This is a genomic window from Actinoplanes sp. NPDC048967, from assembly GCF_040649415.1.
Classification (GTDB): domain Bacteria; phylum Actinomycetota; class Actinomycetes; order Mycobacteriales; family Micromonosporaceae; genus Actinoplanes.
Genome location: NZ_JBEZFL010000004.1, coordinates 277,973 through 292,392, shown reverse-complemented (window position 1 = coordinate 292,392; position 14,420 = coordinate 277,973). Strand labels below are relative to the sequence as shown.

At 71.8% G+C, this 14,420-nt stretch carries 15 protein-coding genes; 9 read left to right on the top strand and 6 right to left on the bottom strand.

From position 1 onward, the window contains the following. Positions 1-43 precede the first annotated feature (43 nt). The gene (locus AB0C12_RS19075; RefSeq protein WP_360549616.1) at positions 44-1,618 is read right to left on the bottom strand and encodes an RNA polymerase sigma factor; all 1,575 of its coding nucleotides are present in this window, start codon (positions 1,616-1,618) and stop codon (positions 44-46) included. Between the two features lie 276 nt (positions 1,619-1,894). Between AB0C12_RS19075 and AB0C12_RS19070 the strand changes: the two genes are divergently transcribed. After that, positions 1,895-2,716: an inositol monophosphatase family protein gene (locus tag AB0C12_RS19070; protein ID WP_360549614.1), complete on the top strand. Its 822-nt coding sequence runs from the start codon at positions 1,895-1,897 to the stop codon at positions 2,714-2,716. Between the two features lie 19 nt (positions 2,717-2,735). Here AB0C12_RS19070 and AB0C12_RS19065 read toward each other — a convergent pair whose 3' ends face one another. Then, positions 2,736-3,269 (bottom strand): LytR C-terminal domain-containing protein, encoded by a 534-nt coding sequence (locus tag AB0C12_RS19065; RefSeq protein WP_360549612.1) that lies wholly within the window; start codon positions 3,267-3,269, stop codon positions 2,736-2,738. A gap of 385 nt (positions 3,270-3,654) precedes the next feature. Between AB0C12_RS19065 and AB0C12_RS19060 the strand changes: the two genes are divergently transcribed. After that, positions 3,655-3,951 carry a DUF4193 domain-containing protein gene (locus AB0C12_RS19060; RefSeq protein ID WP_023561654.1) on the top strand — a complete coding sequence of 99 codons (297 nt, stop codon included), beginning with the start codon at positions 3,655-3,657 and terminating at the stop codon, positions 3,949-3,951. Between the two features lie 155 nt (positions 3,952-4,106). Beyond that, complete coding sequence (locus AB0C12_RS19055) at positions 4,107-4,964, top strand: hypothetical protein (RefSeq protein WP_360549610.1); 858 nt, start codon at positions 4,107-4,109, stop codon at positions 4,962-4,964. Here the strand turns inward: AB0C12_RS19055 and AB0C12_RS19050 are convergent. Beyond that, positions 4,954-5,436: a DUF3093 domain-containing protein gene (locus AB0C12_RS19050; RefSeq protein WP_360549608.1), complete on the bottom strand. Its 483-nt coding sequence runs from the start codon at positions 5,434-5,436 to the stop codon at positions 4,954-4,956. The two genes, AB0C12_RS19055 and AB0C12_RS19050, sit on opposite strands and share 11 nt — an antisense overlap. 90 nt (positions 5,437-5,526) lie before the next feature. Here AB0C12_RS19050 and dut point away from each other — a divergent pair, with 90 nt between their 5' ends. The 4 genes from dut (at position 5,527) to AB0C12_RS19030 (ending at position 8,118) form a co-directional block, all read left to right on the top strand. Then, positions 5,527-6,018: a dUTP diphosphatase gene (dut, locus tag AB0C12_RS19045; protein ID WP_360549606.1), complete on the top strand. Its 492-nt coding sequence runs from the start codon at positions 5,527-5,529 to the stop codon at positions 6,016-6,018. Between the two features lie 45 nt (positions 6,019-6,063). Continuing rightward, the gene (locus tag AB0C12_RS19040) at positions 6,064-6,777 is read left to right on the top strand and encodes a DUF3710 domain-containing protein (protein ID WP_360550529.1); all 714 of its coding nucleotides are present in this window, start codon (positions 6,064-6,066) and stop codon (positions 6,775-6,777) included. A gap of 145 nt (positions 6,778-6,922) precedes the next feature. Then, positions 6,923-7,300: an OB-fold nucleic acid binding domain-containing protein gene (locus AB0C12_RS19035; RefSeq protein ID WP_360549604.1), complete on the top strand. Its 378-nt coding sequence runs from the start codon at positions 6,923-6,925 to the stop codon at positions 7,298-7,300. After that, a complete protein-coding gene (locus AB0C12_RS19030) occupies positions 7,297-8,118 on the top strand; it encodes a DUF3159 domain-containing protein (RefSeq protein WP_360549602.1) in 822 nt (273 codons plus the stop codon). The genes AB0C12_RS19035 and AB0C12_RS19030 overlap by 4 nt, the downstream gene beginning before the upstream one ends. Here the strand turns inward: AB0C12_RS19030 and AB0C12_RS19025 are convergent. Beyond that, positions 8,115-8,795 (bottom strand): TrkA family potassium uptake protein, encoded by a 681-nt coding sequence (locus tag AB0C12_RS19025; RefSeq protein ID WP_360550527.1) that lies wholly within the window; start codon positions 8,793-8,795, stop codon positions 8,115-8,117. The two genes, AB0C12_RS19030 and AB0C12_RS19025, sit on opposite strands and share 4 nt — an antisense overlap. Further along, a complete protein-coding gene (locus AB0C12_RS19020) occupies positions 8,792-9,457 on the bottom strand; it encodes a TrkA family potassium uptake protein (RefSeq protein ID WP_360549600.1) in 666 nt (221 codons plus the stop codon). Before AB0C12_RS19020 ends, AB0C12_RS19025 begins: the two co-directional genes overlap by 4 nt. 114 nt (positions 9,458-9,571) lie before the next feature. Between AB0C12_RS19020 and AB0C12_RS19015 the strand changes: the two genes are divergently transcribed. Both AB0C12_RS19015 and AB0C12_RS19010 read left to right on the top strand, forming a co-directional pair. After that, positions 9,572-11,617 (top strand): APC family permease, encoded by a 2,046-nt coding sequence (locus AB0C12_RS19015; protein ID WP_360549598.1) that lies wholly within the window; start codon positions 9,572-9,574, stop codon positions 11,615-11,617. Further along, positions 11,614-12,963 carry a TRAM domain-containing protein gene (locus AB0C12_RS19010; protein WP_360549596.1) on the top strand — a complete coding sequence of 450 codons (1,350 nt, stop codon included), beginning with the start codon at positions 11,614-11,616 and terminating at the stop codon, positions 12,961-12,963. Before AB0C12_RS19015 ends, AB0C12_RS19010 begins: the two co-directional genes overlap by 4 nt. Here AB0C12_RS19010 and AB0C12_RS19005 read toward each other — a convergent pair. Then, the gene (locus AB0C12_RS19005; RefSeq protein ID WP_360549594.1) at positions 12,960-14,330 is read right to left on the bottom strand and encodes a cation:dicarboxylase symporter family transporter; all 1,371 of its coding nucleotides are present in this window, start codon (positions 14,328-14,330) and stop codon (positions 12,960-12,962) included. The two genes, AB0C12_RS19010 and AB0C12_RS19005, sit on opposite strands and share 4 nt — an antisense overlap. Positions 14,331-14,420 lie beyond the last annotated feature (90 nt).

The window sequence follows — 14,420 nt, the reverse complement described above, 5'->3', positions numbered from 1 at the left end:
AATCCCGTATTGATCAAGGTGTCCGTGCCTGCCGTGGTCAGGATCAGTCCAGGTAGTCGCGCAGGACCTGGGAGCGGGACGGGTGTCGCAACTTCGACATCGTCTTCGACTCGATCTGCCGGATCCGCTCCCGGGTGACCCCGTAGACCTGGCCGATCTCGTCCAGGGTGCGCGGCTGGCCGTCGGTCAGGCCGAACCGCAGCCGCACCACGCCCGCCTCGCGCTCGGACAGCGTCTGCAGCACCTGCTGCAGCTGGTCCTGGAGCAGCGAGAACGACACCGCGTCGACCGCGACGACCGCCTCGGAGTCCTCGATGAAGTCACCGAGCTGGCTGTCGCCCTCGTCGCCGATGGTCTGGTCGAGCGAGATGGGCTCCCGGGCGTACTGCTGGATCTCCAGCACCTTCTCCGGGGTGATGTCCATTTCCTTGGCCAGTTCCTCCGGCGTGGGCTCGCGGCCCAGGTCCTGGAGCAGCTCACGCTGTATGCGGCCGAGCTTGTTGATGACCTCCACCATGTGCACCGGGATGCGGATGGTGCGGGCCTGGTCGGCCATGGCGCGGGTGATGGCCTGGCGGATCCACCAGGTGGCGTACGTGGAGAACTTGTAGCCCTTGGTGTAGTCGAACTTCTCGACCGCGCGGATCAGGCCCAGGTTGCCTTCCTGGATCAGGTCCAGGAACGCCATGCCACGGCCGGTGTAGCGCTTGGCCAGCGAGACCACGAGTCGCAGGTTGGCCTCGAGCAGGTGGTTCTTGGCCCGCTCACCGTCGCGGCCGATCCAGCGCAGGTCCCGCTCGAAGTTGCGCTCGAGCTTCTCCTCGCCCTCGTCGCAGGCGCGCAGCCGCTCGGCGGCGTACAGGCCCGCCTCGATGCGCTTGGCCAGCTCGACCTCCTGCTCCGCGTTCAGCAGGGGGACCTTGCCGATCTGCTTCAGGTAGGCGCGGACGGAGTCGGCCGAGGCGGTCAGCTCGGCGTCGCGGCGGGCCTGCTTGAGCGCCTCGGACTCCTCGTCGTCCCACTCGAAGTCGCCGTCGGTCGCTGTCGCGGCCGCGTCGGTGGCGGCGGCCTGGACCAGGGCGGCTGGCTCCTCCACGACGACGTCCTCGATCTCGGCGGCGAGCTCCTCGGGATCGATCTCCTCGCCCTCGGCCGGGGTCTCGCCCGGCTTGGCGGCCTTGGCCGGGGCCGCCTTGGCCCCCGGGGCGGCCTTGCGCGGCGCGGCGGCGGCCTTCTTGGCGGGAGCTGCCTTCTTGGCCACGGCGGCGGGTGACGGCGCGGCTGCGTCGTCCTCGGCGCCGGGCTGCTTCTGCTCGGGTGCGGCCTTCTTCGCCGGGGCGCGGGTCGCCTTGGCGGTGGTGGCCTTGGAGGCGGGGGTGGCGGCGCGCGCGGCGGCGACCCGGCGGCGGGTGCTCGCCGAGCCGTCGACGACGACCGTGACTCCCGCGTCCACGAGGGCGCGGAGGATCTTCTTGGCCTGGGCCGGCGTGACTTCGGCCGACTCGACCGTCTGCACGACCTCGGCTGACGTGATCTGCCCGCCCGCACCCTGAGCATGGGCGATCAGGGCCTCGGTGAGAGAGCGAACGTCGGCACCGGTCTGGTGGGCTTCTGTCACGAATGACCTTCCGGAGGGCGATGTAACACGGCCATGAACCCAGCGCAGCGCGCGGCGGAACGAGGCTGGCCGGTGTGGTGTGGGAGCCCTCGGGACGCGGACGGGCCCGCTGGCGGCTGTCCGTGAAGCGTGGGCAGGGGTGAATTGTAGCGCCGTCCGGCTAGATCCTCCCGCCGCAGCACGCCACCGGCACGCCGCGGGTGGTCTCGAGGGGGGTACCGGGCCCTCGAGAGGCGTTTGCCGGGACAATGACGACGGCTGAAAGGACGGTCACCAGTGGCTGTTGAACCGGGGACATCGACGCCGGACACCTTACTCGAGATTGCCGTACGGATCGCCCGGGAGGCCGCGGCGACCGCCCGGCGGACCCGGGCCGAGGCGATCACCGACGTGCAGACCAAGAGCACCGACACGGACGTGGTGACGGCGGCCGACCGGGCCGTCGAGCGACAGGTGGTCGCCGCGCTGGCCGCTGAGCGGCCCGCAGACGGCGTGCTGGGCGAGGAGTACGGGGATTCCGCGGAAACGGCCGCCGGAGCCGTACGGTGGATCCTGGACCCCATCGACGGCACCGTGAACTACCTCTACGGCCTCCCGCAGTACGCGGTCTCGCTCGCCGCGGAGGTCGACGGCGTCGTGGTGGCCGGCGTGGTGCTCAATCCGGTCACCGGCGACGAGTGGACGGCGACGCTCGGCGGGGGCGCCTGGCGCGGCGGACGCCGGTTGGCCGGCTCGCTGCGGACCACCCTGGACCAGACCCTGCTCGCCACCGGTTTCGGTTACGACCGGGCGCGCCGGGCCCATCAGGGTGCGGTGGTGGCCGAGCTGCTGACCCGGGTGCGCGACATCCGGCGCTTCGGTGCCGCCTCCATCGACCTGTGCCTGGCCGCCGAGGGCAGCGTCGACGCCTACTTCGAGAAGGGGCTCAACCCGTGGGACCACGCCGCCGGTGGCCTGGTCGCCACGGAGGCGGGCCTGCTGGTGTCCGGACTCGACGGAGCACCGGCCGGGCCGGACATGGTCGTCGCGGCCCCGCCGGCCATCTTCGGCCCGCTGCACGACGCCCTGGTGGAGCTGGACGCCGCGGGTGGTCCCTGAGCCGGCTGGTGAGGCCGGGTCAGGAGTCCTTCTTGGGAGCCGCGCAGGCGCCCGGCGGCAGCTCGGGCTCGCCGAGCTCGACCAGCGACTGGTTGACCTCGGTGGTGGTGGCGAGCTGCTGGAAGCCCTTGCCGACGACCACGTCGACCACCGCGCCCTTGCGCTTGGGGTCGTACTGCGGCTCGGCCTGGTTCAGGAAGTACGCCCGCAGCAGCCAGGCCGAGCCGACCGCCTCGGGGCCGTACCGCATGACCGCGACGTCCTCGACCTTCTTCTTGTTCTCCGCCGGCTTCTGGGTCTTGAAGCGCCGGTTCTTGAACTCGTTGGTCACGCTGTCGGCCAGCCCGGGGGTCTTGGTGCCGTTGAAGACCCGCACGGTGACCTGCTCTGGGTCGTCGGGCAGGGTCAGGTTCGCCATCACCGAGCCGTCGGGGCAGCCGCCGGCGACCGCGTCGCCCTGCGTGTCGCGGACCAACGCCACGACGACGAAGACCACCGCGGCCACGGCGAGCACGCCGACCACGACGAGCGCTCGGACGCGGGCAAAGCTCATGGAACTGGCTCCCGGGGTCAGCTCGATCGACCACCGTCCGGTGCCGGACGGAGTATGCGGTGAGGTTAGCGTCTGCACGCCAAGCCTGCGGAAAGAGGGAATGTTCCCGGCGCGGCGACGATGATCCACGGGCTGCGACCCCTACCTTGATGTCGCCTCGGTCACATCGGGAACAATTGGCCGCCCGCGCGCGTACAAGCCACGCGCGAGGGCGGTAAGGTGCCGCGTTTGCCGGGGCAGTTTCACGAGGGGGTGGGGGCGCCCCGGCGGACGGGCGATCCCTGTTTCAGATCGGGGAAAAAAGTCCGTCGCACCCGGGAACCGAAACGCCGTCGCTGGCGTTACTAACGCCAAGTGACACATCGATACAGGAGAGTGAAAACCGATGGCCACCGACTACGACGCCCCGCGTCGCGACGAGGTCGACCTCGGCGAGGACAGCCTCGAGGAGCTCAAGGCCCGCCGCGCCGACTCGCAGTCGGGCGCAGTGGACGTCGACGAGGTCGAGGTGGCGGAGAGCTTCGAGCTCCCCGGTGCTGACCTGGCCGACGAGGAACTGACCGTCAAGGTGCTGCCGATGCAGACCGACGAGTTCCGCTGCGCCCGTTGTTTCCTCGTGCATCACCGCAGCCAGCTCGCGGTGGAACGCAACGGGGAACTGATCTGCCGCGAGTGCGCCTGACCGGCGCGCCCGCGAGCAGGGCAATCCCCGGTCGTCGTCCGACGGCCGGGTCATGTACCGACCCCTGACGCCCCGGTAGCCGGTTTGCCCCGGCCGCTCCACCGGGTATCAGGCTGACCGTATCGAAGCCAACGGCAGACACGGGGAGGTCGACGATGAGCCGCCCAGACGACAACACGGCACAGTCCGCGGAACCGGGGCGTGAGCTCATCAAGGTCGACCCCGCCGAGCCTGCCGGCCACGGGTCGACCGACCCGGGGGACGCCGGGATCGGCGCGACCGTGGCCGCCCTGACCGCCGACGACCTGGAACCGGCCGGTCGCCGGCGCCTGCTCGGCCGGCTCGTCGGCGATGTCCGCCGGCGCGGTCTCGGCCAGCTGTTCCGGCCGCAGGCCGCCCTGCGCTGGATGGCCGACGTGGTCGCCGACGTGGCACCGCACGTGCCGGTCCGCGACCGAGCCACTCTGCGCCGCCACTACGACGGGCTGGACGGCGACGAGCTCGCCGAACGGCTGATCCGCAACGCCGCCCGGGCGACCGCCGGGGTGGGCGCCGCCGGTGGCGGTGTCGCTTCTCTCGAATGGGCTGCCACACCGACCCTGCTCTCGGCCCCCGTCCTGCTGGCCGCCGAGACCGTCGCCGTCGTGGCCATCGAGCTCAAGCTGCTCGGCGAGCTGCACGAGGTGTACGGCCGCCCGGTCACCGGCAGCGCCGTCGAGCGTGCGACCGCCCTGATCCAGTCCTGGTCCGGCCAGCGCGGCGTCAATCCGCTGGTGCCCGGCGTCGGGGTCGCCACCGTGCTCGGCACCGCGGCCCGCAAGGAGCTGCAGGGCACTCTGCTGCGCCGCTTCGGACGCAACCTGACCACGCTCGGCCCGCTGCTCACCGGCGCGGCCGTGGCGAGTTACCTCAACCGGCGGGCGACCCGTTCACTCGGCGACAAACTCGTCAAGGACCTGCGCCGGCAGGGGCCCGCCGTCATCGAGGGTGAACGCCGGGAGATCAGCTCCTAGCGCGCAGCAGTGCCGTGGCCAGCTCGACCGGGTGCCGGGAGCTGACCACCCAGAACGGGGTCGGATCGGCCGGGTCGTCCAGCAGCACCTGCACCGCGCCCTTGATCCAGGGCCGCTGCACCACGAAGGCCAGCGGGTGCGAGCCCACGCCGAGCACCTCCCGCTTGCCCGCCGCGTCCAGCGGGATCACGTCGGCGATCACGTTCAGCGGCAGCCGGGCGTCGTCGACCTGGAGCTCCGTCGCGGTGACCGCGACCCGGATCCGGTCGGCCCGCCACAGCAGGAAGACGGTCAGCGGCAGCAGTACGGCGAACGGCACCCAGGCGCGCAGGCCGGTGCTGCCCATCCAGATCTCGGCGGCGAGCAGGGCCGCCACCAGCAGCCAGCCCGGCCACGCGAGCCACGGGATGTGCAGGCGCTCGGCGTACGCCGGACGCGGCGCCGCCGTGCGTGCGGAGGCCTCGGATGTCACCCTGGTGAGGGTACGGCGCGCCTCCGTCCGCGGCGACGGCAGGATGGCAGGGTGGGTGCCGCTCGCCCGCCCGCAGGACCGACGCCGATCGTGAGGACCGCTACCGTGACCGAACCCGTGGACATCCAGGTCCGCCGGCTCGACCCCGACCTGCCGCTGCCGGCCTACGCCCACCCGGGCGACGCGGGCGCCGACCTGTACGCCGCCGAGGACGTGGAGCTCGCTCCCGGCGCCCGCCTCCTGGTGCGGACGGGGCTGGCGATCGCGCTCCCGGAGGGCTACGTGGGCCTGGTGCATCCCCGCTCCGGTCTCGCGGTGCGCCTCGGCGTGACGGTGCTCAACGCGCCCGGTACGGTCGACGCCGGTTACCGGGGCGAGATTCTGGTGAACCTGGTCAACCACGACCCGGCCGCGACGGCGAAGATCTCCCGGGGCGACCGGATCGCCCAGCTGGTCGTGCAGCGGGTCGAACGGGCAGTGTTCCACGTGGTCGACGAGCTCGACGGCACCTCCCGGGGTGCGGGCGGGCACGGCTCGACCGGCGGGCACGTGGCTCTGCCGACCGGGCCGGGCCGGCGATGAAGCCCGCGCAGCAGCAGTTCTAGGACGAAGAAGGTGGCAACGCAGATGTTCTCCCGCAAGCGCGGCGGTCCGAAGCACGTGCGCCCGGACGACGCTCCCCAGTCGGCGGCGCTCGCCAAGAGCATGGGCGACGGGCCGGCGCCCGAGTTCGGCCCGTACGACAGCAGGCAGGCGCCCGAGGGTGTGCAGCGGCTGGATCTCGGCAGCCTGCTCATCCCGGCGATCGAGGGCGTCGAGGTGCGGGTGCAGGCCAACCCGGACGGCGGCGTCGAGCAGATCGTGCTCGTGCACGGCAACAGCGCGTTGCAGCTCGGCGTCTTCGCCGCGCCGCGCAGCGAGGGCATCTGGGACGAGGTGCGCGCTGAGATCGCCGCGGCGATGAAGTCCGACGGCGCCGCGCCCCAGGAGTTCGACGGGCCGTACGGCGTAGAGCTGGCCGCCCGGGTCAACACGCCCGAGGGGCCGGCGGATGTCCGGTTCGTCGGGGTGGACGGCCCGCGCTGGATGGTCCGCGCCCTGTTCCAAGGGCTGGCCGCCGCTGACCCGGGACAGGAGGGCGTGCTCGGCGATTGCCTGCGCGGCCTGGTCGTGGTCCGCGACGACGAGGCACGGCCGGTGCGTGAGGCGCTGCCGCTGCGGTTGCCGCGCGAGATGGCCGAGCACGCGGAGGAGCACGCCGCCGACCGCGAGGACCCGACTCCGCCCGACGTGGCCGTGAACGAGCAGTTCCCCGGCACGAACGGCCGCCACGCGCATTGATCGGAACGGCTCCCGGTGAGGTACGTCACCGGGGCCGCTTCCGGCGTACCGTGGGCTTGCGGCACCTGCCCACACTGTGTGCCGTCCGCCGGTACCCCCGCCGGCGCGTTTCCACGGTTCGCCGAGGAGAGGGTGGCACGAGGTCATGTCGACCGATGAGCGCACCGGGCTGCGCCGGTTCTTCGAACGGCTGACCGCGTCCGAGGCCGAGCTGGACGCGCAGGAGCTGCAGCGCGACAGTGCCAAGTGCGGTGCCATGCCCGCCGGTCAGTGCCATCGGGGTCAGGTCGTCTCGGTGTCGGGCCGGCTGCGCACGGTGGCGTACACTCCCCGCACCAACCTGCCGACGCTCGAGGCCGACCTCTACGACGGCAGCGACGTGGTCACGCTCGTCTTCCTGGGCCGCCGTTCCATCGTCGGCATCGAACCGGGTCGTCAGCTCACCGCCCGCGGCCGGATCGCCCTGCGCGACGACCGCAAGGTCATCTACAACCCGTACTACGAGCTGGAGGCGCCCCGGTGACACCCGGCAGCGAACCCCGTCACGCCGCGCACGAGTCAGTGGAGGACCGGGTCGCCGAGGAGGTCGTCGAGGAACTCGTCGGGGAGTTCGTCGACGAGCTCGATCCGCCGCCGGTGCTGCCGTCGGCCGGCCGGACGGAGGAGCCCGAGGAGTCCTTCCCGTCGATGAGCGAGCAGATCTCCGAGCAGCTGGGCGGGGTCCGCGGGCTCATCGAGTCCAGCGTGCCGGTGCTGGCGTTCGTGGTGCTCAACGTGCTGCTGGGTGAGGCCGGGCTGGATCTGGCCAAGAAGACCGCGCTGTACTGGGCGATCGCCGGCAGCGTCGGCTCGGCCCTGGCCATCGGGATCTACCGGCTGACCCGCAAGCAGCCGATCCGGCACGCGGTCAACGGGCTGTTCGGCATCGCGATCGGTGCGTTCCTGGCCTGGCGCACCGGTGACGCCAAGAACTTCTACCTGCCGGGCATCCTGCTGACCCTGGGCCAGGTGGTCGTCCTGATCGCCTCGGTGGCGGTCCGCCGGCCGATCATCGGCTACGTCTGGGGCGTGCTGGCCAACGGCGGCAAGCACGACTGGTTCGACAACCCCCGCCTGTTCCGTACCTTCCAGTGGCTGACCCTGGTCTGGGCGGCGTCGCTGTTCATCCGCGCGGGCGTGCAGGGCTGGCTCTACCTGGCCGACCAGGCGAACGCGATCGGCGTGGTCCGGATCCTGATCAGCTGGCCGATCTACGCCGCGACCTTCGCCTTCACCGCCTGGGCGGTGCATCGGGTGACCTCCGCGCAGGCGGCCGAGGCCGAGGCGGCGGAGGCCTCCTAACCCAGCTCGCGGGTGTTGCCGAGCACCACCGCGCGGACCGCGTCCTCGACCTCCGAGGTGCAGACGAAGATCAGCTCGTCGCCGGCCTCCAGCGGGTCGTCCGGCGTGGGGACCAGCACGCGCTTGCCGCGCAGGATGGCCACCAGGGCGGAGTCGCGCGGCATCGGCACGGAGCGCACCGGCTCACCGACGTACGGGGCGGTGGGCGGCAGGGTGATCTCCACCAGGTTGGCCTCGCCCTGCCGGAAGGTCATGATCCGGACCAGGTCGCCGACGGTGACCGCCTCCTCGACCAGCGCCGCCATCAGCCGCGGCTTGCTGACCGCGACGTCGACGCCCCACTGCTCGGTGAACAGCCACTCGTTCTCGGCCCGGTTGACCCGGGCGACCACCCGGTTGACCGCGAACTCGGTCTTGGCCAGCAGCGAGCAGACCAGGTTGGCCTTGTCGTCGCCGGTGGCCGCCACGACCACGTCGCAGTTGGCCACGTCGGCCTCCTCCAGGCTGCTGACCTCGCACGCGTCGGCCAGCACCCACTCGGCCTCGGGCACCCGCTCGGGCCGCAGCTGGCGGGGCTGACGCTCGATGAGCATCACCTGGTGGCCGTTGCCGATGAGTTCCTGGGCGATCGAGCGGCCCACGTTGCCCGCGCCCGCGATGGCGATCCGCATGGTCAGTGACCCCCCAGCCCGGAGCCCGCGGCGCTCGCGAGCACGTCGGCGACGATGTCGTCGGTGACCAGCATGAAGACCTGGTCACCGTCCTGCAGGACGGTGGACGGGGTGGCCAGCGAGCCGATCCCGAACCGCATCAGGTACGCCACCCGGGCGCCGGTGGCCTCCTCCAGCGCGGCGAGCGTCTGCCCGACCCAGTCGCGGTGCAGCGGCGCCTCGACGATCGACACCGAGCTCGTCGGGTCGCGGAACACCTCGACGGTGCCCTCCGGGACCAGGTGGCGCACCATCCGGTCGGCGGCCCAGCGGATGGTCGCCACGGTCGGGATGCCCAGCCGCTCGTAGACCTGGGCCCGCTTGGCGTCGTAGATGCGGGCGACGACCCGCGACACGCCGAACGTCTCGCGGGCCAGCCGGGCCGAGATGATGTTGGAGTTGTCGCCGCTGGACACCGCGGCGAAGGCGTCGGCCCGCTCGATGCCGGCCGAGCGCAGCACCTCGCGGTCGAAGCCGATCCCGGTCACCGTGATGCCGCCGAACTCGGCCCCCAGCCTGCGGAAGGCGTCGGCGTTCTGGTCGATCACGGCGACCGAGTGGCCGCGCGCGTCGAGCTTGTTCGCCAGGGTGGAGCCGAGCCGGCCACAGCCCATGATCACCACGTGCAAGGTTTTGCGCCTTCCCGCTGGATGCGTACCTAGGCAGAGCGTGCCATGCGGCGGCGACGGCCGTTGGCCGGGGCGGCCGACGGCGTGGCGTGCACAGCCGTACGCTTGGCGCTTGTGGCAAGTTCGACGTCCTTAGCGAAGCGGCTCCTGCTCGGCCGGCCGTTCCGTTCCGACCGGTTGCAGCACACGTTGCTGCCCAAGCGGATCGCGCTGCCCGTCTTCGCCTCGGACGCGCTGTCCAGCGTCGCGTACGCGCCCGACGAGATCCTGCTGACGCTGTCCATCGCCGGGGCCGGGGCGTTCTTCTACTCGCCCTGGATCACCCTGGCGGTCGCGATCGTCATGGTCACCGTCGTGGCCAGCTACCGGCAGAACGTGCACGCGTACCCGTCCGGCGGCGGCGACTACGAGGTCGCCACGGTGAACCTCGGGCCGCGCTTCGGGGTCGCGGTGGCCAGCGCGCTGCTGGTCGACTACATCCTCACCGTGGCGGTGTCGGTCAGCGCCGGCGTGTCCAACCTGGGCTCGGTGGTGCCGTTCGTGGCCGAGCACAAGATCGGCATCGCGCTCGCGGCCATCGCCGTGCTGACCGCGCTCAACCTGCGTGGGCTGCGCGAGTCCGGCACCGCGTTCGCCGTCCCGACGTACCTGTTCATCGTGGTCATGCTCGGGATGATCGCCACCGGCCTGGTCCGGGTCTTCATCCTCGGGCAGGACCTGCGCGCGCCCAGCGCCGACATCGTCATCGACGCCGAGACCCACCACCTGACCAGCTTCGCCTTCGTCTTCCTGCTGCTGCGGACCTTCTCCTCGGGCTGTGCCGCGCTGACCGGGGTCGAGGCCATCTCCAACGGCGTGCCCGCGTTCAAGCCGCCGAAGAGCAAGAACGCCGCGACCACGCTGATGCTGCTGGGCGGCCTGGCGATCGTCATGCTCTTCGGCATCATCATGCTGGCCCGGGCCACCCACCTGCAGTACGTCGAGGACCCGCTGGTGCAGATCGTCGGCGGGCCGCCCAACTACGTGCAGAAGACGGTGACCGCCCAGCTCGGCGAGACGGTCTTCGGCAGCGGCTCGATCCTGCTGTACGTGGTCGGCGCGGTCACCGCCCTGATCCTGTTCCTGGCGGCCAACACCGCGTTCAACGGCTTCCCGGTGCTCGGCTCGATCCTGGCCCAGGACCGCTACCTGCCGCGCCAGCTGCACACCCGCGGGGACCGGCTGGCGTTCAGCAACGGCATCATCTTCCTGGCCGTCGCCGCCATGGTGCTCATCGTGTCCTTCGAGGCCGAGGTCACCCGGCTGATCCAGCTCTACATCGTCGGCGTCTTCGTGTCCTTCACGCTGTCGCAGGCCGGCATGATCCGGCACTGGAACAGGCTGCTGCGCACCCAGCGTGATCCCGGCGCCCGGCGCCGGATGATGCGCTCGCGGGCGATCAACACCTTCGGCATGGCGCTGACCGGCGCCGTGCTGATCGTCGTGCTGATCACCAAGTTCCTGCTCGGCGCGTGGATCGCGATCGTCGCCATGCTGGTCATCTACGCCGGCATGCTGGGCATCCGCAAGCACTACGTACGCATCGCGCAGGAGCTCGAGCCCAGTGACGAGCGGCCGGTGCTGCCGTCCCGCAACCACGCCGTCGTGCTGGTCAGCAAGGTGCACAAGCCCACCCTGCGGGCGGTGGCGTACGCCCAGGCGACCCGGCCGGACACGCTGACCGCGGTCACGGTCAACGTGGACGACAAGGACACCCGGACGATCCAGGCCGAGTGGGAACGCCGGCAGATCCCGGTGCCGCTGACCGTGGTGGACTCGCCGTACCGGGAGATCACCCGGCCGATCATCGACTTCGTCAAGAGCGTGCGCCGCGGCTCGCCGCGCGACGTGGTCACGGTCTTCATCCCGGAGTACGTGGTCGGCCGCTGGTGGGAGAACCTGCTGCACAACCAGAGCGCGCTGCGGATCAAGACCCGCCTGCTGTTCGAGCCCGGGGTGATGGTGACCAGCGTCCCGTGGCAGCTGCAGTCGAGCCAGGACCGCGACCTCGACCGGCTGGACCGGGACCTGAGCCGCGCGCCGGCCCGCGGTCCGCGTACCCGTCCCAGCGGTGTGCCGGCCGGCACACCGGCCGCCGACCCCCCGGAAGAGCCGAAGTGAGCGACGAACTGTTCGAGGGTGACCGCGTCGAGGTCACCGTCGGTGCGCCCGCGCACGGCGGGCACTGCGTGGCCCGGATCGGCGGCCCGCACGGCCGGGTGGTGTTCGTCCGGCACGCGCTGCCGGGGGAGCGGGTCACGGTCGAGCTGACCGAGCTGCACAAGGGCTACCTGCGCGGGGACGCGGTGGAGATCCACGAGGCCGCGCCGGAGCGGGTGACGCCGCCGTGCGCGTTCGCCCATCCCGGTGGCTGCGGTGGCTGCGACCTGCAGCACGTGGCGCCCGAAGCGCAGCTGGAGTGGAAGACCGCCGTCGTCAAGGAGCTGCTCGGCCGGATGGGCGGCCTGAGCGGGGAACGGATCACCGAGCTGGACGTCCGCGTCCGGCCGCTGCCGGGCGGCCCGCTGGGCTGGCGGTCGCGGGTCCGGTACGCGGTGGACGCCGCCGGCCGGCCCGGGCTGCTGCAGCACCGGTCGCATGAGGTCGTACCCGTCGATCGTTGCCTCATCGCCCACCCGGACCTGCAGAAGCTCGACGTGACCGGCCGGTTGTGGCCGGAGGCGGCCGCCGTCGAGGTGGTCGCGTCGACCGGCGGGGACGTCAGCGTGCTGGCCCGACCGGCCGCCGCCCCGCTGCTGGAGGCGGCCGGGACTGTGCCGCCCGGCGCCCGCACGCCGGGCGGCAACGGCACGGTCGCCGCGCCGGAGCCCGTGCCGGTCGGCGACTCGCTGCTCGACGAACACACCGGCAGCGCCCCGGTGCTGATCGAGGGCCCGGCCGAGGTGCGTGAGCTGGCCGCCGGCCGGGAGTGGCGGGTGCCGCCGGAGGGTTTCTGGCAGGTGCATCCGGCGGCCGCGGACACCCTGGTGGGCGCGGTGCTGGAGATGCTCCAGCCGGCCGAGGGCGAGATCTCCTGGGACCTGTACGGCGGTGCCGGCCTGTTCGCCGCCGCACTGGCCGAGCGCACCCGGGCCCGCACCACGGTCGTCGAGTCGGCGGCGGTGGGAGTGGCGGCGGCCCGCACCAACCTGGCCGACCTCACCGGTGTCGAAGTGGTGTCGGCCAAGGTGGACGTGGCCCTGGCCCGGCGCCGGGTCACCGGTCCGGTCGACCTGGTGGTGCTGGACCCGCCCCGGACCGGCGCGGGCGCGAAGGTGGTCCGGGCGATCACAGCGGCCGGCCCGCGCGCGGTGGCCTATGTGGCGTGCGACCCGGCCGCGCTGTCCCGGGACGTGCAGACCTTCGCCGCCGAGGGGTGGCAGCTGGCCGAGCTGCGGGCGTACGACTGCTTCCCGATGACCCAGCACATCGAGTGCGTCGCCCTGCTGGTGCCCGCGGCGGCCTAGGGCCGCTCCGCGGCCGGCTCGGCCGCGCGCTCCTCGTCGCGGGGCTCATGGGTGTCGTGCGGGTCGTCGTCGTAGGTGGTCTCGTCGAACGGCGCCTCGCCGGACAGCACCCGTCGGGCCTGGTCCTGATCGATCTCGCGGGTCCAGGTGCCGACCAGCACGGTGGCGACCGCGTTGCCGGCGAAGTTGGTCAGCGCGCGGGCCTCGGACATCAGCCGGTCGATGCCGACGATCAGCCCCACGCCGGGCACCAGGTCCGGGCGGTGGCTCTGCAGGCCGCCGGCCAGGGTGGCCAGGCCCGCGCCGGTGACCCCGGCGGCACCCTTGGAGGCCAGGATCATGAACAGCAGCAGGGAGATCTGCTCGCCGACCGACAGCGGGTTGTCCAGCGCGTCGGCGATGAACAGGGAGGCCATGGTCAGGTAGATCGCGGTGCCGTCGAGGTTGAACGAGTAGCCGGTCGGCACCACGATGCCGACCACCGGGCGGCTGACGCCCAGGTGGCCCATCTTGGCGATCAGCCGGGGCAGCGCCGATTCCGACGACGAGGTGGACAGGATGAGCAGGAATTCGCGGGCCAGGTAGCGCAGCAGCTTGAAGATCGACATGTGGGCGACCAGCCGGAGCAGCACGCCCAGGACCACGAAGACGAAGAGCAGGCAGGTCACGTAGAAGCCGATCATGATGCCGGCCAGGCTCTTGAGCGCGTCGACGCCGGTCGCGCCGACCACGGCGGCCATCGCGCCGAACGCGCCGATCGGGGCCAGCCACATCACCATCGCCAGGATCTTGAAGACCAGCCGCTGGAAGACCGAGACGGCCCGGATGACCGGCTCGCCGCGCGCGCCCATCGACTGCACGGCGAAGCCCACCAGCAGGGCGACCAGCAGCGTCTGCAGGATCTCCCGGGTGGCGATGGCGTTGAGCAGCGAGGGCGGGATGATGCCGAGCACGAACTCGACGCCGGACTCGGCCTCGCCGCTGACCTGGGCGGCACCGGTCTCGGCGAGCTCCTGGCTGAGGTTGAGCCCGGCGCCGGGGTGCAGGATGTTGCCCACCACCAGGCCGATGGCCAGCGCCACCGTGGACATGATCAGGAAGTACCCCAGGGCCAGCCCGCCGACCTTGCCGACCTGGGCCGCCTTGCGGATGGAGCCGACCCCCAGCACGATCGTGCAGAAGATCACCGGCGCGATCATCATCTGGATCAGCGCGACGAAGCCGGTGCCCAGCGGGCGCAGGTCCTTGCCGAGCTCCGGGAAGAGGAAGCCGACCGCGATGCCCAGGGCCATCGCCACCAGCACGGAGATGTAGAGGATGTGGCTGCGGTCGCGACGCCGCGGAGGGCTGGCTGCATCGACGGTCATGGCTCCTTCCTACCGGAGAACGTGATCTGAGTCACCACGAGCCGCTTGTGCAGGTTTTGTGGAGGACGTCTCTGTGACCGTTTGCGCCGG

What these genes read in the sequence shown, in the direction of transcription:
- AB0C12_RS19065 (WP_360549612.1), bottom strand. Translation starts at nt 3,269, where the DNA reads ATGAGCTTTGCCCGCGTCCGAGCGCTCGTCGTGGTCGGCGTGCTCGCC.
- AB0C12_RS19060 (WP_023561654.1), top strand. Translation starts at nt 3,655, where the DNA reads ATGGCCACCGACTACGACGCCCCGCGTCGCGACGAGGTCGACCTCGGC.
- AB0C12_RS19055 (WP_360549610.1), top strand. Translation starts at nt 4,107, where the DNA reads ATGAGCCGCCCAGACGACAACACGGCACAGTCCGCGGAACCGGGGCGT.
- AB0C12_RS19040 (WP_360550529.1), top strand. Translation starts at nt 6,064, where the DNA reads ATGTTCTCCCGCAAGCGCGGCGGTCCGAAGCACGTGCGCCCGGACGAC.
- AB0C12_RS19035 (WP_360549604.1), top strand. Translation starts at nt 6,923, where the DNA reads ATGTCGACCGATGAGCGCACCGGGCTGCGCCGGTTCTTCGAACGGCTG.
- AB0C12_RS19005 (WP_360549594.1), bottom strand. Translation starts at nt 14,330, where the DNA reads ATGACCGTCGATGCAGCCAGCCCTCCGCGGCGTCGCGACCGCAGCCAC.